The organism is Pseudomonas sp. PAMC25584 (assembly GCF_058135675.1).
This window is the reverse complement of the sequence record NZ_CM176870.1, coordinates 2,290,500-2,307,975: the sequence shown is the minus strand read 5'-3', so window position 1 is coordinate 2,307,975 and position 17,476 is coordinate 2,290,500. Positions and strand designations below refer to the sequence as shown.

16 protein-coding genes are annotated in these 17,476 nt (G+C 60.7%); 8 read left to right on the top strand and 8 right to left on the bottom strand.

Translation table 11 applies throughout. The annotated features are described in order from the left end of the window. The first annotated feature begins 22 nt into the window (after positions 1 to 22). Genes ACS5Q8_RS10765 through ACS5Q8_RS10755 form a run of 3 tightly spaced genes read left to right on the top strand, consistent with a single transcriptional unit; the run spans position 23 to position 1,931 of the window. The gene (locus ACS5Q8_RS10765) at positions 23 to 847 is read left to right on the top strand and encodes a DODA-type extradiol aromatic ring-opening family dioxygenase (protein ID WP_247398113.1); all 825 of its coding nucleotides are present in this window, start codon (positions 23 to 25) and stop codon (positions 845 to 847) included. Then, entirely contained in the window at positions 840 to 1,511 is a 672-nt protein-coding gene (locus ACS5Q8_RS10760) for an alpha/beta hydrolase (RefSeq protein ID WP_465160162.1), read from the top strand. The genes ACS5Q8_RS10765 and ACS5Q8_RS10760 overlap by 8 nt, the downstream gene beginning before the upstream one ends. An 18-nt stretch (positions 1,512 to 1,529) precedes the next feature. Beyond that, positions 1,530 to 1,931 (top strand): DoxX family protein, encoded by a 402-nt coding sequence (locus tag ACS5Q8_RS10755; RefSeq protein ID WP_058822706.1) that lies wholly within the window; start codon positions 1,530 to 1,532, stop codon positions 1,929 to 1,931. 66 nt (positions 1,932 to 1,997) lie between these two features. On the opposite strand, the gene ACS5Q8_RS10750 is transcribed toward ACS5Q8_RS10755, so the two are convergent. Then, positions 1,998 to 2,879, bottom strand: a complete 882-nt coding sequence (locus ACS5Q8_RS10750; RefSeq protein WP_465160161.1) for a LysR family transcriptional regulator — start codon at positions 2,877 to 2,879, stop codon at positions 1,998 to 2,000. 157 nt (positions 2,880 to 3,036) lie between these two features. Here ACS5Q8_RS10750 and ACS5Q8_RS10745 point away from each other — a divergent pair, with 157 nt between their 5' ends. From ACS5Q8_RS10745 to ACS5Q8_RS10730, 4 genes are read left to right on the top strand one after another with little or no spacing between them, the layout of a single operon-like run. Then, a complete protein-coding gene (locus ACS5Q8_RS10745; protein WP_465160360.1) occupies positions 3,037 to 4,053 on the top strand; it encodes an LLM class oxidoreductase in 1,017 nt (338 codons plus the stop codon). Beyond that, positions 4,050 to 4,850 (top strand): sugar phosphate isomerase/epimerase family protein, encoded by an 801-nt coding sequence (locus ACS5Q8_RS10740; RefSeq protein WP_465160160.1) that lies wholly within the window; start codon positions 4,050 to 4,052, stop codon positions 4,848 to 4,850. Before ACS5Q8_RS10745 ends, ACS5Q8_RS10740 begins: the two co-directional genes overlap by 4 nt. Before the next feature lie 15 nt (positions 4,851 to 4,865). Next, positions 4,866 to 5,672 carry a sugar phosphate isomerase/epimerase family protein gene (locus tag ACS5Q8_RS10735; protein ID WP_247398121.1) on the top strand — a complete coding sequence of 269 codons (807 nt, stop codon included), beginning with the start codon at positions 4,866 to 4,868 and terminating at the stop codon, positions 5,670 to 5,672. Positions 5,673 to 5,706: 34 nt separating this feature from the next. Next, positions 5,707 to 6,690 carry an LLM class flavin-dependent oxidoreductase gene (locus ACS5Q8_RS10730; RefSeq protein WP_247398125.1) on the top strand — a complete coding sequence of 328 codons (984 nt, stop codon included), beginning with the start codon at positions 5,707 to 5,709 and terminating at the stop codon, positions 6,688 to 6,690. A 106-nt stretch (positions 6,691 to 6,796) separates the two neighbouring features. On the opposite strand, the gene ACS5Q8_RS10725 is transcribed toward ACS5Q8_RS10730, so the two are convergent. From ACS5Q8_RS10725 to ACS5Q8_RS10700, 6 genes are all read right to left on the bottom strand, one after another. After that, on the bottom strand, positions 6,797 to 7,921 hold the full coding sequence (locus tag ACS5Q8_RS10725) for a glycerol dehydrogenase (RefSeq protein ID WP_247398127.1): 1,125 nt from the start codon (positions 7,919 to 7,921) through the stop codon (positions 6,797 to 6,799). Positions 7,922 to 7,959: 38 nt separating this feature from the next. Continuing rightward, entirely contained in the window at positions 7,960 to 8,742 is a 783-nt protein-coding gene (locus ACS5Q8_RS10720) for a (S)-acetoin forming diacetyl reductase (RefSeq protein ID WP_465160159.1), read from the bottom strand. 72 nt (positions 8,743 to 8,814) lie between these two features. After that, entirely contained in the window at positions 8,815 to 10,146 is a 1,332-nt protein-coding gene (locus tag ACS5Q8_RS10715) for a carbohydrate porin (RefSeq protein ID WP_247398129.1), read from the bottom strand. A gap of 105 nt (positions 10,147 to 10,251) precedes the next feature. Then, complete coding sequence (gene gabD / locus ACS5Q8_RS10710) at positions 10,252 to 11,700, bottom strand: NADP-dependent succinate-semialdehyde dehydrogenase (protein WP_465160158.1); 1,449 nt, start codon at positions 11,698 to 11,700, stop codon at positions 10,252 to 10,254. Further along, positions 11,697 to 13,376, bottom strand: coding sequence for a flavin-containing monooxygenase (locus ACS5Q8_RS10705; RefSeq protein WP_465160157.1), 1,680 nt, complete (start codon positions 13,374 to 13,376; stop codon positions 11,697 to 11,699). The genes gabD and ACS5Q8_RS10705 overlap by 4 nt, the downstream gene beginning before the upstream one ends. A gap of 119 nt (positions 13,377 to 13,495) precedes the next feature. Further along, entirely contained in the window at positions 13,496 to 14,296 is an 801-nt protein-coding gene (locus ACS5Q8_RS10700) for an SDR family NAD(P)-dependent oxidoreductase (protein ID WP_058822696.1), read from the bottom strand. 313 nt (positions 14,297 to 14,609) lie between these two features. On the opposite strand from ACS5Q8_RS10700, the gene ACS5Q8_RS10695 reads away from it, so the two are divergent. Further along, entirely contained in the window at positions 14,610 to 16,478 is a 1,869-nt protein-coding gene (locus tag ACS5Q8_RS10695; protein ID WP_253397297.1) for a sigma-54-dependent Fis family transcriptional regulator, read from the top strand. Positions 16,479 to 16,520: 42 nt separating this feature from the next. Here the strand turns inward: ACS5Q8_RS10695 and ACS5Q8_RS10690 are convergent, their stop codons facing one another. After that, positions 16,521 to 17,465 (bottom strand): electron transfer flavoprotein subunit alpha/FixB family protein, encoded by a 945-nt coding sequence (locus tag ACS5Q8_RS10690; protein ID WP_253397299.1) that lies wholly within the window; start codon positions 17,463 to 17,465, stop codon positions 16,521 to 16,523. Positions 17,466 to 17,476: the final 11 nt, after the last annotated feature.

Here is a 17,476-nt window from a genome sequence, read left to right as displayed (position 1 = left end):
ACGAACCGAGGCATCACGCACCATGAACACGTCATTCCCGCTGTTGTTTGTGTCCCATGGTGCTCCGCTGTTTGCCATCGAGCCCGGACAGGCAGGTCCACGCCTGGCCCAGCTCGGTCGCGAACTGCCACGCCCTGATGCCATCGTCATCCTTTCTCCGCACTGGATGACCCATGGCGAAGTCAGCGTGACGTCGAGCACCGCCCCGGCAACCCTTCACGATTTCGGTGGGTTTCCCGACGCGCTGTACCAGTTGCAGTATCCGGCGCCCGGCGCACCGGTCCTGGCGGCGCACATCGTCGAGATGCTGCAGGACGCCGGCTGGAAATCCCGCCTGGATGCCCGCCGCGGCCTGGACCACGGCGCCTGGGTCCCGTTGTTGTATCTGGCACCGCACGCCGACATCCCCGTGGTTCAGGTGTCGATGCCCGCCAGCCTCGATACCCGCCAGGCGTGGAAACTGGGCCAGGCGCTCAAGCCTCTGCGGGAGATGAACGTATTGATCGTCGCATCCGGCAGCCTGACCCATAACCTGTATGAGTTCCGCAGTGCCTCCGGCCTCGGCGCCGACTACGTCAAGGCGTTCGCCGCCTGGACCGCAAAGACGCTGCAGGCAGGCAACACCGAGTTTTTACTGGACTACAAACAGCACGCACCGTCGGCTGAACGGGCCCACCCGACGGATGAGCATTTCCTGCCGCTGATCATCGCCCTCGGCGCGGCCGGTGAACACTACGACATCCGCGTGCTGGAAGGCGGCGTGAGTTACGGCGTGCTGTCGATGGACAGCTACCTGTTCTCGTCCGCCACCCCTCAACCTCATCAAGGCGTTACAGACCATGCGTGATACCCATTTTTCCGACGTCTGCCGCGAGCCACAGACCGGCCTGTCTTTGCGCAAGGGCGGCAACACAACCGCGCCCAAGGCCCGCTTGATTCTGCTGCATGGCGTGGGTTCCAACGAAGCGAACCTGGCGCCCCTGGCCGATGCATTGCCTGAGGCGCTGGAAGTGATCCTGTTGCGCGGCCCGCTGCAAATCGGCCCACAGGGTTTTGCCTGGTATCAGGTGAACTTCACCAGCAACGGCCCCTCGTTCAACCAGGAACAGGCTGAATCCAGCCGGCAACTGTTGAGCCGCTTCATTGATGCGCTGCCAGCGATGCCGACCGTGATCGCTGGCTTCAGCCAGGGCGGCATCATGAGCGCCAGCGTAGGGCTCACCGAGCCTGAACAGGTAGCCGGTTTTGCCCTGTTGAGCGGGCGCATGTTGCGCGAGCTTGAGCCACGCATCGCCTCCGCCGAGAGGCTAAAATCCGTGCGAGCGTTCATCGCGCATGGTTATCAGGATAACGTTCTACCCGTCGCATGGGCGCAGGAGGCCGATACCTGGCTGGAACGGATCGGCGTCGTCCATGAAACCCATTTGTACAACATGGCCCACGAGATCGTCGCGCAGGAACTGGCGGATTTTTCTCAATGGCTGACTCAAACCTTGCCGCTTTCCCACTAAATAAAAAGGAACTGCATCATGATCGACTACCGTACTGCTCCCTATGCCGCCTTCGTTTTACGCCTTGCCTTGGGCATCATGTTCATCGCCCACGGCCTGACCAAAGTGCTGGTGTTTACCCCCGCCGGCACCGCAGGCTTTTTTGAATCCATCGGCTTCCCAGGCTTTCTGGCCTACCCGGTCATGGCCTTTGAAGTGATCGGCGGCCTGATGCTGGTGCTGGGCATCTACGCGCGCTGGATCGCCGCCCTGGCCGTGGTTCAGTTGTTTGTCGCCGCCACCGTACACTTCGGCAACGGCTGGAGCTTCACCAACGCCAATGGCGGTTGGGAATATCCGATCTACCTGTGCGTCACCGCGTTGGTCGTCGCGCTACTGGGTGACGGTGCCTTTGCCGCGAAGTCCTCCAGCAAAGCCTGATCGACTCGACTCAGACCCGCCGATGCCCCGTATAAGCGGGCGCGTCGGCAGTTTGCGTTGGGCAGTTCAGGTCAGGCGCAACGACATGAAACTGACAAACGCCTTGATCTTCGGCAACGGCTGGCGGCTGGACGGCCAGAGGATGCTGAAGGTGCGGTGGTCGCTGAGGTGACGGTCGAGCAGAGGCACCAGGCGCCCGGCGGCAATCGCTTGTTCGACGAAAAAATCCGGCAGGCACGCGATGCCAAGCCCCGCCTCGGCCATGGCGAGCAACGGTTCGATCGCATTGGCCGTGGCGGACTGCCCCAGCTCAACGCTTTGCTGGCCGTTTTTTACCATCAGAGGCCAAGGGTCAAGTTTACCGCTGGTGGGATAGCGGTAACGCAGGCACGAATGGCTGGACAGCTCCGCCGGCCGTGAGGGCACCCCGCGAGTCGACAGATAGCCGGGAGACGCCACCAGGCGATGGCTGTAGCCGTTCAGCGTGCGCATCATCAAGCGCGAATCCTGAACTTCGCCGATGCGCATCACTGCATCAAACCCCTCCTCGATGACGTTGACCAAACGGTCGCTGAACTCCAGTTCGAGCTCGACCTCCGGATAGGCCTGCTGAAACGCAATCAAGTGTGGCATCAGGCGCATGCCCAACTGCGGCAAACCAAGGCGCAACTTGCCTTGGGGCTTGCCGGCGGCCTGGGTGAGTTCACGCTTGGCCACTTCGTACTCGGCAAAGATCCGATGGCAACGTTCCAGAAACAGGCTGCCTTCGGACGTCAGCGTAATGGCGCGGGTAGAGCGGTGAAACAAGCGCACGCCCAACTCTTCTTCCAGCCGTGCCACCGCCTTGCCAACCGCCGAGGACGATACCCCGGTGCGGCGTCCGGCCTCGGTAAAGCTGCGGGTTTGCGCGGCCTGTACGAAGGCGCCGAGCGCTCCAAAATGATCCATGGCCACCTCAGGTTATTTGAGCGTTTTATTCACAAATGATCGGAACTTCATCCTATTTTTCTTTCGCATCATACAACTTATAGTCGGCGCAATCGTGACTTCAACCGCTGCAATGCTCAGCGAAGCCACCGCCGTCCGACTCTACGAGACTCCTCGAATGACCTCGATGCCGTCCAACCTCGTGCTTGCGCCCGAGCTCAAGCAACACCCCGGCTATGCTCGCGTGTTCCAGCCCGGCCACTTGACCTTCGGCTTTATCGCACCGCTGGAAAGCTACCCCAACAGCCCTGGCCCGACCCTGCAGGACCACGCGCATATGGCGCAAAAAGTCGATGAGGCGGGGTTTTCTGCCATCTGGCTGCGAGACGTGCCCTTCTACGACCCGAACTTCGGTGACGTGGGCCAAATCCTCGACCCACTGGTCTACGCCGGCTTCCTCGCCGCCGTGACCCAGGACATTGCGATTGGTACCGCTGGCATCGTCTTGCCGCTACGCGATCCGCTGATTGTGGCCAAGCAGGCAGCGAGCGTCGATCAATTGCTCGGCGGGCGTTTCATCATGGGCCTTGCCACCGGCGACAGGCCGGTGGAATACCCCGCTTTCGGCCTCGACTTCGACAATCGCGCCGAACGATTTCGGGATGCACTGGCGATCATTCGCGCCACCACGCAAACCCACTGGGCGACTCACCCGTCGCGTTTCTATGGGCAATTGAACGGCGATATCGACCTGGTGCCCAAAGCCTTCGGCGCGCGCATGCCCACGATTATCGTGGGCCAGGCCGGGCAGTCGCTGGAGTGGATCGCGCAGCACACCGACGGCATTCTTTCGTACATTTCCAACCCGGCATTGATCCCGCAGATCATCGAGCGCTGGCGCGCCGCCTGCGGCCCCAACGTCTACAAGGCGTATGGCTACGGCACGCTGTTCGACCTGGACCGTGATCCCGACCATCCGCTGCAGGCGGGGCGCGCGCTGCGTGCCGGTCGAAACAGCCTGATCGAACACTGGAAACGCCAGCAGGACCAGGGGGTCGGTCACGTTGCCCTGCACTTCAAGCCCCAGCGCCGCCCGGCCGCGGAAGTCATCGACGAGCTCGGTGAATACCTGCTGCCGCACTTTCCCAGCGCCGTCTTACCCGTCGAGCCATCGCCAGCACAGGCCCACTCATGAATCGCACGTTGCATCATATGGATTTCATCTTCCAGACCACCCTGGGCACCTATCCCTTGGCCGCGCAATGCGAAATGCTCGCCGAGCTCGGCTACCAGGGCCTGACCATGTCCGCGTGGAGCAAAGACCTGAAGTCGATCCCCCAAGTAAAACCTGCGTGGGGCCTAGATGTGGGCGCGGTGTACCTGATCTATCGCAAGGGTCTCGAAGCCTTTGTGATCAATGTGTTCGAGACCCTCGAAGGCTGCAGCACCATCGAATTGGCCCTGCATTCCGGCGACGACGTCACGAACTTTGATCGCCGGATGCTCGAGCGCCTATTGCCGATCTGCGAGCGCCGTGGGTTGGAGATCAACCTTTACCCACACGCACGTTATGGCCTGCAAACCACCACTCAAGCGGTGGCGTTGTGCAAGGAATTCAACCATCCGCGCTTGAACATCGTCTTCAACGGTTACCACTGGTACGCAATGGAGGAAAAGGCCCTGGAGCAGCGCCTCGACGCCCTGTGGCCCTGGCTCAAACAGGTGAACATCGCCGGCACGCGTCGCTCCCCACTCGGCTGGGGCGGCCTGGCCACCATCGAACCGTTGGACGAAGGTGAAATGGACAACTTCGTGCTGCTCGGCGCCCTCGAACGGCGGGGCTTTGCAGGATGCTTCGGCGTGCTTGGCTGGGAGAGCATGGGCGGTGACGTCTACGGCAATCTGCGCCGCTCGGTCACGGCCTTCCGTGGCATGGAACAGCGCTTGGCCGCCCACCCCGAATGGGCTGTCCTCGCCGACGCGCCTTATTGAGTCAGGAGAGCCGCCATGACTCATCGTATCCACGCACTTGATTCGTTCTTTTACTCGTCCATGGGCGTCTATGCCTTCCAGACCCAGTGCGAAATGCTCGCCGAACTCGGCTATGACGGCATTACCGTCGCGGCCTGGGGCGGCACGCCGCTGACCGACCTTACGCGGCTACCCCACGTACCGGAACAACATGGCCTGCGGATCGAAGGGCTGTACCTGGTGCTGCATGAAGGACGCAACGACGCGCTGATCCGACGCCTGGTCGAAACGGTCGAAGGCGTCGAACTGATAGAACTGGCCGTGCAGACGTCGGTCAACGGCCACCCCGCGATCATGCGCTTCATCGAATCGCTGCTGCCGATTGCCGAACGTCGCGGCTTACGCATCGCGTTGTATCCGCACTTGCACCACGTGACCCAGACCACCGCGCAGGTGGTCGAGATCTGCCAGCACTTCGCACACCCGCGCCTGGGCGCTTCGTTTAACGGCTACCACTGGTACGCCAGCCAGGAAGGCGAATTGGAGCAACGTCTGGCGGCGATGAAGCCCTATCTGATGCAAGTGGTCACGTCCGGCAGCGCGCTGTCGCAACTGGGTTGGGGTGGCGTGGCCACCATGGAGCCCGTCGATCGGGGCGAAATGGACAACTTCGCACTGATCGCCGCCCTGAACCGCGTCGGTTACACCGGCAGCATTGGCGTGCTCGGCTGGGATTACGGCGGTGACATTTATCTCAAGCTGCAGCGCTGCCTGGCCACCCTGCGCGATATCGACCAACGCCTGGAACACCACCCTTCCTGGGCGGACTTCCCACTCAAATAGTGGCCTGTCCAATCACCTTGAAACGGAGCCTGCAATGACAGCCTTGTCTGTGCTTGACCTGATGATGATCGGCGAGGACAAAACCTTCGCCCATACCCTGGATGAAGCGGTCGCCCTGGCGCGACATGTGGAAACCCACGGCTACAAACGCTACTGGATCGCCGAGCACCATGACTTGCCGGGCATCGCCTCGTCGGCGACCAGCCTGCTTATCCAACACCTGGCGGCGAACACCACGACCCTGCGCGTGGGAGCTGGCGGCATCATGCTGCCCAATCATTCGCCGCTGACGGTGGCCGAACATTTCGGCACCCTGGACACCCTGTTCCCCGGGCGTATCGACCTGGGAATCGGTCGCGCACCGGGTTCAGCCGGGCCGGCGATCCGGGCATTGCGCGGCGATGCCTCGGAGCGCGACTTCACCCAGGACATCCGCCAGTTGACCGACTACCTGGCCGATGAAGGTCGTCAGCCCGTAAGGGCGATCCCCGGCAAACACAATGTCCCTCTCTGGCTATTGGGCTCGAGCCTGAACAGTGCCGAACTCGCGGCAAAATCAGGGCTGCCTTATGCGTTCGCCTCGCACTTCGCCCCGCATAACCTGATGGATGCCATTGCGTATTACCGCAACAACTTCCGCCCCAGCGCCACGTTGCAGCAACCCTACGTGATCGTGGGCGCCAATGTCTTCGCCGCGCCTACTCGCGCTGAAGGCGAGTACCTGGCGAGTTCCCACCGCCAGTGGGTCAGCCGCCTGTATGCAGGCAAACCGGGGCCTCTACCACACCCCGAGGAGGGCTACATGGAGCGACTTACCGAACGTGACCGCTACAGCCTGGCCCAGGCGATGGCCTGTACCGCCGTAGGTGACCAGGATGATGTGGGTAGCTGGCTGCGTCAGTTCATCGACACCACCCAGGCGGATGAGGTAATCATCGATGCGCGGATCTATGACCCCCAAGCGCGCTGCCGCTCCTACCAACTGGCCGCCGAATCGATTGCGGACTTACTGGACTGATGCCGCTGGTGGCACTCAGCCTGCCGCTGAAACGCCTCAATAGCGCAACCCGCCTTGAGGCGTCGTCAATCACTCAACCCGATTGACGACGCCGGCGCGCTGAAAACTAGTGCGCACACTTCTTCTGTTTAAAGGCGCGCAACATTGCATCCGTTGCCACTATGGCGTCATAGACCAGATTGGGCGTGACCGTAAACGGCATGTTGTGAATCGTGTCGTTTTTATCACAGGCCACCTCAGCCACCTTGCGCCACTCCTCTTCTTTGAAGGTCTTCAGGCCCAGGTCCTCCAGCGTCAACGGCAAGCCAACTGCAATCGCGATATCCACGACCTCCTCGATCTCCTCCATGGAGGCAGCCTCCATCACCAATTGCGTGAACAAGCCGAATACCACCTTTTCACCATGCTGTGCGCCATGAAGATCATGCACGGTGGTCATTCCGTTATGAATCGCATGCGCCGCCGCACAACCACCCGACTCGGCGCCCACCGCAGACATATAAATGGTCGCTTCAATGGTGTTTTCCAGCGCCGACGTAATGACTTTGTTCTCAACGGCATAAGCCGCCTGCGCCGAGTATTTCTTGATGGTTTCGTAGCAGGTTTGGGCAATCGCAAAACCAATCAATGTTGGCTTCAGCATGTTCCCGTCATTGCCCAGGATCAGGTTGTCGCGTTGCGCGGCAAAACAGGCTCTGGCCTCAAAGTAGGTGGCCAGGCCATCCCCCACACCTGCCGCAAAAAATCGCGGGGGCTGTTCTGCCAGAACCCGGGTATCTGCCAACACTACGTCAGGATTTTTCGATAAGAACAAGTAGCGGTTAAACGTATCGTCGTCATTGTAAATGACTGAAATCGCCGTACAGGGTGCATCTGTCGAGGCGAGCGTGGGCAGTATCAATACCGGTTTACCCAAGAAATGCGCGGCCGCCTTGGCCGTATCCAGCGTCTTTCCGCCGCCGATACCGACGATGTAGTCAAAATCACGAGCTGCCTGAACGTGCTTATTGATTTCACTATCAGAACATTGCCCGCCAAACACGACCAGTTCAGCTGCCTGTTCATTCGTGAATCCCGGCAAGGCTTTCTCATGAACGCGGTTAACAATGAACTGATCACAAATCAAATACGCATTGGCCCCATACGGTTTGCCATGCAGGGATAAATCCATTAATGCGTCGGCCTGCAGCAGGAATTTAGCTGGCGATGCAATGCCCTTGGTAATATTCATCTTATCTACCCTCACGTTGTACTTGGCGCCTTCAGCGCTTAGTTAAATACCATCCCACCATCAATAATCACGGCCTGGCCAGTCATGTAGTCCGAATCAGGACCGGACAGGAATGACACACAGGCCGCCACATCTTCCGGCTGCGAAAGTCGCTTCAACGTAATGTGCTGGGCAAACTGCTCCATCCCCCACTCCACGCTTTGATTGGCGTTGTCCGCGACATCCTGGGCGACTTTGCGCATCATCGGCGTGTTGACGATGCCGGGGCAGTAAGCGTTCACGGTAATGCCCAGGTGGGCCAGCTCTCGGGCCGCTGTCTGGGTGATGCCACGCACGGCAAACTTTGTCCCGCCATACACCGCCAGGTCCGGATTGCCGATATGACCGGCCTGGGACGAAGCACTGATGATTTTCCCGCCGTGGCCCAGGGTTTTGAATGCGTCCACTGCGGCCTGAATGCCCCATAGAACGCCACCGACGTTGATATCGAAGGTTCTGCGGTACATCTCGGGCGTAATCGCTTCAATCGGGGCAATCGGCGCGATGCCGGCGTTGTTGATGAGCACATGCAGGTCGCCAAGGCCATCCACCGCGTCCTTTACAGCCTTGAAGACACTGTCTCGATCGGCCACATCCACGCTGATGGCCAGGGCTTTGCCGCCGGCCTTGTTGATGCGTTCGGCGACCTGACGAGCGGTTTCAATATTCATGTCCGCGCAGGCCACGGCAAACCCATCTGCCGCCAACCGCACGGCAATGGCCTCACCGATCCCTTGACCGGCGCCGGTAACAAACGCAACTTTTCCCAAGGACTTGCTCATTTTTGTATTCCTTCTCAATCGTGATGGGGATATTGGACAGCGATGACTGACGGTTCAGGTGCAGACAACGGCTTAAAAGCTCGCTTGCAGTTTCAGGCCGGCGACCCAGGCGTTATCCACTTCATACACACCGCCGGGATTGCGCACGTACTGCACGTTCGGGCGCACGGTCAGCCAGTCGGTGACATGCACGCCGTAGTTGAGCTCGATGTTGTATTCGCTGTGCTGCACCGGGACGTAGAGCGGGTTGTCGTAGTCGGTGATGCCCGTGCTGTCATTGATCAGGCGCTGGCGCTTGGTGACGTCGTCGTTGACCTTCAGGCGGGCAACCCCCAGGCCGATGTCATCCTTGGGACGCGCATCGAACGGGCCTTTGTAGACCGCACCGATGTTCTGGAAACTTTCGATGCTGCTGGTGGCCTTGTCATGCACGGTCAGGCTGGCAAACACACTCAACCCCCGTGATGCATCGCCATGATGGGCGGTGAGTTGCTGCTGGCCCATGATCCACGCACCGTGTTTGCTGCTACGGGATTTGGGCGCCTGGCCGGTCAACGCCTGCGGTGCGCCGTTGATATCCTCGTACACGTCATTGGCGGCGGCGCTGCTGTGGTAGTAGCCCAAGCGGTATTCACCGGGCAACGCTTGCTGGCCCACCGTTGGCTTCCAGATCACTTCGACCGGCACCAAGGCGCCTTTTGTGCCACTGCCGCTGAGCTTGAAACCGTTGCCGGTGCTCAGGTACGACGGGTTCTGCTCATACGCCCCGACCTGCACCGCCCACTGTTCGTTCAGGTTGTAGCGAACGCGCCCCCCCCATTGGCTGACGGGGCCGCTGTACCAAACATCTCCGGCCACGTTACCGATGGGCGCACTGCAGAACGACAAGCTCTGGAAGTCGCACGGGAAGCTGGCAAAGTCTTCATTGACTCCCAAACGGCCCAGCTTGAGATCCAGGGCGCTGTCGAAAAACTTCTGGCGATACCACATCTGAGTCAGGCGCCAGGTCTGTCCCCTGCCCCACACTTCCTGCACCGAGCTGAGCTGCGGGGCGCGCGGGTCGGAGACGCGTTCGTTGGAGAGGTTATTGCCATTGCGCTCCGTCACCAGCAGTTGGAACTCGGCGTCGTTCCAGCCCAGCAACTTTTGCAGGTCCAGGTGAGTGCCAAGTGCCCATTGCGCGGTGTAGCGTGCGGTGCGGTCATGGTTGTAGCCGCCGTGAACGTTGGTGGCCCCTTCGCCGACGTAGCCAACGATCACGTCAACGCCCTGTTCCAGCAGCTCACTGCGTAACCCGCCCCAATCACCCGTACCCCATTGCGAGGAAGGGTCAGCGGCGGATGCGGGTACAGCAATGCACGACAGGAGCCCAAGCCCCAGCGGCAGTTTCCAAGCGATGTTCATGTCGATATTTCCTATTGTTTTTATGTTTTACGACACAGCGTGAAGCGGGCCGCGGGGCAAGGCCCGCACGGCCATCAAGCAAAAAACGCACAGCGATGGATCAGCTCAAATGCCGGCCAGGCACAGGTATTTGATCTCCAGGTAATCCTCAAGGCCGTACTTGGAACCCTCACGACCGACGCCCGAAGCCTTGACCCCACCGAACGGCGCGGCCTCAGAGCTGATGATTCCGGTGTTGACCCCGACGATGCCGTACTCCAGCGCCTCGCCCACCCGAAACACGCGACTCAGGTTGGCGGTATAGAAATACGCCGCCAGGCCGAACTCGGTGTCGTTGGCTTTTTTGATGACTTCGGCGTCATCAAAAAAGCGGAACACCGGCGCCAGCGGGCCGAAGGTTTCTTCCTTGGCCACCCGCACGTTGTCTGGCACGTTCACCAAGATGGTGGGCTCGAAGAAGTTCTCGCCCTGAGCATGCGCGCCGCCGCCCTGGACAACCTTGGCGCCCTTGGCCAGCGCATCCTCGATATGCTCGCGCACCTTGGCCACGGCCTTGCCGTCGATCAGCGGCCCGAGGGTCACGCCGTCGGTAAAACCATCACCGACCTTCAGGGCCGCGACTGCCGACGCGAGTTTATCGACGAAGGCGTCGTACACCTTGTCATGCACGTACAGGCGGTTGGCACACACGCAGGTCTGCCCGGCGTTGCGGAATTTGGAGGCCAGCGCACCGTCCACGGCGGCATCGAGATCGGCATCCTCGAACACGATAAACGGCGCGTTGCCGCCCAGCTCCAAGGAGACCTTTTTGATGTCGTGGGCGCATTTCTCCATGATCTGGCGGCCGATCTCGGTGGAGCCGGTAAAGGAAATCTTGCGCACCACCGGGTTGCTGGTCAGCTCTTCGGCAATCTCCGCTGCGGCGCCGGTGACCACCGACAGCACGCCCTTGGGAATGCCCGCCAACTCGGCCAAGTAGACCAAAGCCAAGGCCGAGAATGGCGTCTGCGAGGCCGGCTTGATCACCATCGTGCAGCCGGCGGCCAGGGCCGGCCCGGCTTTGCGGGTAATCATCGCGCTGGGGAAGTTCCACGGCGTAATGGCGGCGCACACGCCCACCGGTTGTTTGATCACCAACAGGCGCTTGTCGGTCGCGCCGGGGATCAGGTCGCCGTAGACGCGCTTGGCCTCCTCCGCGTACCACTCAATGTACGACGCACCAAACACGATTTCGCCCAACGCTTCCGGCAACGGTTTGCCTTGTTCGAGGGTCATGATATGGGCCAGGTCGTGCTGGTGCTCGATGATCAGGTCGTACCAGCGGCGCAAGGCATTGGCGCGAGCCTTGGCGCTGAGTTCGCGCCAGGCCGGCAACGCACGCTCGGCGGCTTCGATGGCCCGACGGGTTTCCGCCTGGCCCATGCGCGGCACCTGGCCGATGGTCGCACCGGTCGACGGGTTGACCACGGTGATCGTGGCCTCGTTGTCGGCAGCCAGCCACACGCCGTCGATAAAGGCTTGATGGCGCAAGAGCTGGGGGTTGTTCAACTTCATTGCTGGTTCTCCGTTACACGACGCGGTTGCGCGCCATCGACACTCACGGCCTTGAACTTGAAGCCCCGGTAGTCGTCGTGCTTGACCGCCGCCAGCTGTTCGCTGAACGCGCCCAGGCCACCCATGTAGAAGTACACCTTGTTGCTTTTGCCCGGGATGTTCGCGCCGAAGATCCACGAGTCGGTCTTGGCGAACAGCGTCTGGTCGGCGATGTCCTGGCAGATCACGCCCCATTCCTGCTCGCTTTGCGCAGAGGGTTCCACGCAGGCCAACTCGTTCTGCTCCATGAAACCAATCAGGTCGGACACCCACTCCACTTCGGTTTCAATGGTCGGTGGAAGGTTGGTAAACGGACCGTTGGGGCCGAGAATCATGAACATATTGGGGAACTTGGCGGTGGCGACCGACAGGTAGCTCGACGGGCCGTCAGCCCAGTGATCCTTCATCGAGACGTTGTCGCGCCCGCGAATGTCGATGCGCTTGTAATTGCCGTCCACGGCATCGAAACCGGTGGCGAACACCAGTACATCCAACGCGTGCTCGACCCCGTCCGCCGTGCGAATGCCCTTGGCGGTGATTTCTTCAATCGGGTTGGCCTTGACGTCCACCAGCGACACATTGGGGCGATTGAAGGTGGCGTAGTAGCCGCTGTCGCACAGCGGACGCTTGGCGTAGAGATCGCGCGGCATCAACTTGCGGGCAGTTTCAGGGTCCTGGACGATTTCAGCGATTTTCTCGCGCACGAAGTTCTGGGCTTCGATGTTGGCTTCTTCGCTGGTGGCAATGTCGTTGAAGGTCTGGAACATGTAGCGGAAACCGCCGCCACCCTCCCAGGCGCGCTGGAAGATGGCTTTGCGTTCGGCGGCGTCCACGCTCATGGTGGGGATGTCGCTCTCCGGGAAGCCGAACGCCAGCCGCGAGGAACGCACTTCTTGCCAGATGGCATCGTAGTTGCGTTTGATGTCGTCGACGTATTCGCGGCTGACCGGGCCATTGCCTACCGGCACGGTGTATTGCGCGGAACGCTGGAACACCGTGAGGTGACCGACAGTCGGCGCGATCGCGGTAATGACTTGGCAGCCCGTGGACCCAGTACCGATCACGCCAACCCGCTTGCCTTCGAGCACGGCATCGGCCGGCCAGTTGGCGGTGTGGTACATGTGCCCCTTGAATTGGTCCAGGCCGTTGATCTTCGGCACGTTCGTCGCCGACAGCAGGCCCAGTGCCGTCACCAGGTACTTGGCGCTGTATTGATGGCCGTCATCGGCGGTGACCAGCCAGCGGCTGCTGTGCTCATCGAATACCGCAGCGGTGATGCCGGTTTCCAGTTGGATATCACGACGCAGGTCATGGCGATCAACCGCGTGATTGAGGTAGGACAGAATCTGCGGCTGGGTCAGGTAGCGCGTGGTGATATCCCACTCCTGGCACAGCTCGCGATCCCAGGAGAAGCAGTACACAAACGATTCACTGTCGGATAACGCGCCAGGGTAGCGGTTCCAGAACCAGGTGCCGCCGATACCGCCGGCCTTGTCGAAGGCACGCACCTTCAAGCCCAGTTCATCGCGCAACTTCTTGAGCATGTAAATGCCGCCGAAGCCTGCACCAATCACAATGGCGTCGTAGTGGATGATGTCGGTGCCAACCGAACGTTTGGCCAGAACTGTAGTTGTCATTATGTTCTCCTGTTTCGATCAGTGCGCCTGCGGCTTGAACAAAGCTGCAGGCAAGCCGTATCCGTTCCCCCGGATCAAGGTTTCAGGGGACGTAAACTCAATAAGTAAGCGGGGTTCAACTAAAGCGAGAAGCCGCCATCAACGGCGATCGCCTGCCCGGTCACGTGGGGCGCGCAGGCGAGGTAAACCGCAAGTTGGCCCATGTCTTCCACGGTTTGCGCTTCGCCTTGGGGCAGCAGGCTGGACTGGTGCCGTTCCCAGGACTGCACTTCGGTTTCGCCAGGCTGGGCCCAGCGTGCGGAAAGCCCTTCGTCACCGCGCCACATGCCGGTGCCGACCACACCCGGACAAAGGGCGTTGACAGTGATGCCCTCGCGGGCGACCTCTTTGGCGAAGGCGTTGGTAAATCCAATCACTGCAAACTTGGAGGCGCTGTAGTGGGACAGGTCCGGGAAGCCGACTTTTCCGGCAATCGACGCCAGGTTGATGATGCGGCCGAAGTTGTGCTCGCGCATCAGCTTGAGCTCGGCCTGGCAGCAGAGGAATACGCCACGGGCGTTGATGTTCATGATGCGGTCCCACTCGCTGACCGCCAGCTCGTCAACGCGGCCAAGGCTGACTACACCTGCGTTGTTGACAGCCACATCCAGGCGGCCAAATTCTGCCCGAACTTGCTCGATCAGGCTGACGACGCTCTCGGGCTTGCTGACGTCAACTTGCAGGGCTACCGCCCGACGACCCAAGGCCCGTACCAGGGCGGCGGCCTCTTCGGCGATGCCCAAGTCATAGTCAGCAAGCACCAGGTCTGCGCCTGCCTGGGCCAGGCTCAGCGCAATGCCCTGGCCAATACCACGACCGGCACCCGTCACCAGGGCAACCTTGCCGTTCAGGGAGAAATTCACAGCATTGAATTCGCTCATGTACTGCCTCTGTCATTCTTGTTGTTGAGTTGCGACCGTTCGACGCGGCCTGCTGAGACTGACAGAGCAAGTCGAATGCCAATACCGTAATACTTGGCTGTAAAGGCCGGAATAGAGGGATCGTCAGCTTAATTAACGTACCCCGCGTCAATGCCTGCGCAAGACATAACCGCTCGTACCTTGCGTGGGACGCTGCGAATACTGAGCGGTTATGTCTCACCGGCACCGGCTGACGGATTCAGCTTGAAGGGATCGGCCAAGCCGCCTTTAATGGCCATCAACAGAAAAATAAGATCCAACCTTCGGAGGTACCATGTCCTCTGGTTTTTCGAAGACTCATGTGGAACACGTGAGTCGCGTATTGCGCACTGCCCAACATGCACCGACCCTGCCGGTGCCCAATGCCATCCTCGATTCCTGGCGACGCTCGGTACAGCACTACAAGCTCGACCCGGGTTCATTACAGGGCCCGAGGGTTCTTGAGGCCCACCAAATCCATGAACACCGCCAGCGTGTCGACGACTTCCTGCACCTGGCAGGTGACGAAATGTCACGGTTGCACAGCCGCGTAAGAGACGCCGATTACTGTGTGATGCTCACCGATACGCTGGGCTGTACCGTCGACTACCGGATCGAGTCAGCCCTGCGCGGCGAGTACCGCCGCTCCGGCATGGACGTCGGCACTTGCTGGTCGGAAAAGGAAGAAGGTACGACCGCTGTCAGCGCGGTGTTGATCGACAAACTGCCGGTCACCGTGCACAAGCTGGATCACTTCCGTGCGGCGTTCATCGGCAACACCTGCTCTGCGGCGCCGATATTTTCACCCCGCGGAGAGATCCTGGCGGTATTGGACGTCTCTTCGGTTCGTGCTCCGGATGACCGGCGCAGCCAGTATTTGATTCGGCAAATGGTCATTCAAAGCGCCACGGACCTCGAAAATGCCTACTTCATGTACAGCACCCAAGACCTGTGGGTGTTACGTGCTCACCCCCTGCCAGGTTATGTCGACAGCCAGCCTCAATGCCTGTTCGCCTGGGACCGTGATGGTCGGATTGAAGCGCTCAACCCTGCCGCGCGGCGCCTGCTGTTGCAGCGCTGTGGCCGGATCCCCGCGCATATCGACGAAGCCTTCGCCTCAGCGCAGTTGCCCGCCGCCGGGGATGACAGCCTCCACTATTTGCCGTCGATGGGGCTGCATGTGCGCCTCAAGATGCCTCGCCGGCCCATCAGCGCCCCCGTGGTCAGCCATCCGGCGTCAGCGCTCGACCCCAAGGTTGCGCAGGCGTTGGAGCTGGCTGTACGGGTCAAGGATCGTGGCCTGCCAGTGTTGATCCATGGTGAAACCGGTGCAGGCAAGGAACACTTTGCATTGCAACTCCATGCTGCCAGCAAGCGCCGTGACAAACCCTTTGTTGCGGTGAACTGCGCGGCGATTCCCGAGAGTCTGATCGAGAGTGAACTGTTCGGTTATGCCGCAGGTGCCTTTACCGGCGCCTCAACCAAAGGCATGCGTGGCTTGTTGCAACAAGCCGATGGCGGCACCTTGTTTCTCGATGAGATCGGCGATATGCCCCTGCCCCTGCAAACCCGCCTATTGCGGGTGCTCAGCGAGGGTGAAGTGGCCCCATTGGGCGGAGCTCGCACCCAGTCCATCGATATTCAGGTGATTTGCGCCAGCCACCGCGATATCGCCACGCTGGTTGAAACCGGCAGCTTTCGTGAAGACCTGTTTTTCCGCCTGAGCGGCGCACGCTTTGATATACCGCCGCTACGCGAACGCAAAGACAAACTGGCGTTGATCAACAAACTGTTGGGCGACGAATGCCAGCGCTCAGGCGAACGCCTTGAACTGAGCGAAGCTGCACTGGAAATGCTCTTGAACTACAGCTGGCCCGGCAACATGCGGCAACTGCACCACGTACTGCGTTACGCGTGCGCCGTGTGTAAAGGCCAGGTGATCGGGGTGGATGATCTGCCGGTGACGCTCGGCGCGAGCGCGCCGGTAAAGGGCCAGGAGACCGTCAGCGGCAGCCCGGAGCGCCAGGCTTTGATCGACACGCTTGTGCGCAATCGATGGAAACCCCTTTTGGCCGCCCAAGAACTGGGGATCTCCCGTGCAACGCTGTACCGCAAGGTCAACTTGCACGGCATCAAAATGCCAGGCAAGGGTTCGTACAACTGAACCTGCGGCAGGCGCGCTCTTCGCCCGCCTGCCGACTGGTTATTACAGCGCCTGTTGCAGCGCCGGTACGGCTTCGAACAAGTCCGCCACCAGGCCGTAATCAGCCACCTGGAAGATCGGTGCTTCTTCATCCTTGTTGATCGCCACGATCACCTTGGAGTCTTTCATGCCGGCCAAATGCTGGATCGCGCCGGAGATACCGACAGCGATGTACAGCTGTGGCGCAACGATCTTGCCGGTCTGGCCGACCTGCATGTCGTTGGGCACGAAACCGGCATCGACGGCCGCGCGGGAAGCGCCGACCGCAGCGCCCAGCTTGTCGGCCAGGGCGTACAGGTGCTTGAAGTTGTCACCGTTCTGCATGCCACGCCCGCCCGAAACGACGATCTTGGCAGCGGTCAGCTCAGGACGATCCGACTTGGCCAGCTCTTCGCCAACAAAGCTGGAAAGGCCAGCGTCGTGGGCAGCGGAGACGGCTTCAACGGCAGCCGAACCACCTTCGGCTGCAACCGGGTCGAAACCGGTGGCACGCACGGTGATGACCTTGACCGCAGCGCTCGATTGCACGGTGGCAATGGCGTTACCGGCGTAGATCGGGCGCTTGAAGGTGTCGGCGCTTTCGACCGAGATGATCTCGGAGATCTGGTCAACGTCCAGTTGCGCGGCAACGCGCGGCAGGATGTTTTTGCCGTTGGAGGTGGCGGCGGCCAGGATGTGGCTGTAGCCAGCACCACCCGCCTCTAAACAAAGAGCAGCTACCAGAGGCGCGACGTTTTCCGGCAACTGGTGAGCATAAGCGGCGTTGTCGGCCAGCAGTACTTTGCTCACGCCGGCGATTTTCGCAGCGGCTTCAGCCACGGCGCCAGCGCCCTGACCGGCAACCAGCACGTGGATGTCGCCACCGATTTTCGCAGCGGCAGCCACGGTGTTCAGGGTGGCCGGAGCCAGTACCTTGTTGTCGTGTTCTGCGATTACCAAGATAGTCATGATTCGGCTCC

Coding starts and splice junctions, on each gene's coding strand:
- ACS5Q8_RS10740 (WP_465160160.1), top strand. CDS start 4,050: ATGAATCGCACGTTGCATCATATGGATTTCATCTTCCAGACCACCCTG.
- ACS5Q8_RS10730 (WP_247398125.1), top strand. CDS start 5,707: ATGACAGCCTTGTCTGTGCTTGACCTGATGATGATCGGCGAGGACAAA.
- ACS5Q8_RS10760 (WP_465160162.1), top strand. CDS start 840: ATGCGTGATACCCATTTTTCCGACGTCTGCCGCGAGCCACAGACCGGC.
- ACS5Q8_RS10725 (WP_247398127.1), bottom strand. CDS start 7,921: ATGAATATTACCAAGGGCATTGCATCGCCAGCTAAATTCCTGCTGCAG.
- ACS5Q8_RS10695 (WP_253397297.1), top strand. CDS start 14,610: ATGTCCTCTGGTTTTTCGAAGACTCATGTGGAACACGTGAGTCGCGTA.
- ACS5Q8_RS10705 (WP_465160157.1), bottom strand. CDS start 13,376: ATGACAACTACAGTTCTGGCCAAACGTTCGGTTGGCACCGACATCATC.
- gabD (WP_465160158.1), bottom strand. CDS start 11,700: ATGAAGTTGAACAACCCCCAGCTCTTGCGCCATCAAGCCTTTATCGAC.
- ACS5Q8_RS10755 (WP_058822706.1), top strand. CDS start 1,530: ATGATCGACTACCGTACTGCTCCCTATGCCGCCTTCGTTTTACGCCTT.
- ACS5Q8_RS10735 (WP_247398121.1), top strand. CDS start 4,866: ATGACTCATCGTATCCACGCACTTGATTCGTTCTTTTACTCGTCCATG.
- ACS5Q8_RS10745 (WP_465160360.1), top strand. CDS start 3,037: ATGACCTCGATGCCGTCCAACCTCGTGCTTGCGCCCGAGCTCAAGCAA.
- ACS5Q8_RS10715 (WP_247398129.1), bottom strand. CDS start 10,146: ATGAACATCGCTTGGAAACTGCCGCTGGGGCTTGGGCTCCTGTCGTGC.
- ACS5Q8_RS10700 (WP_058822696.1), bottom strand. CDS start 14,296: ATGAGCGAATTCAATGCTGTGAATTTCTCCCTGAACGGCAAGGTTGCC.
- ACS5Q8_RS10720 (WP_465160159.1), bottom strand. CDS start 8,742: ATGAGCAAGTCCTTGGGAAAAGTTGCGTTTGTTACCGGCGCCGGTCAA.
- ACS5Q8_RS10750 (WP_465160161.1), bottom strand. CDS start 2,879: ATGGATCATTTTGGAGCGCTCGGCGCCTTCGTACAGGCCGCGCAAACC.
- ACS5Q8_RS10765 (WP_247398113.1), top strand. CDS start 23: ATGAACACGTCATTCCCGCTGTTGTTTGTGTCCCATGGTGCTCCGCTG.
- ACS5Q8_RS10690 (WP_253397299.1), bottom strand. CDS start 17,465: ATGACTATCTTGGTAATCGCAGAACACGACAACAAGGTACTGGCTCCG.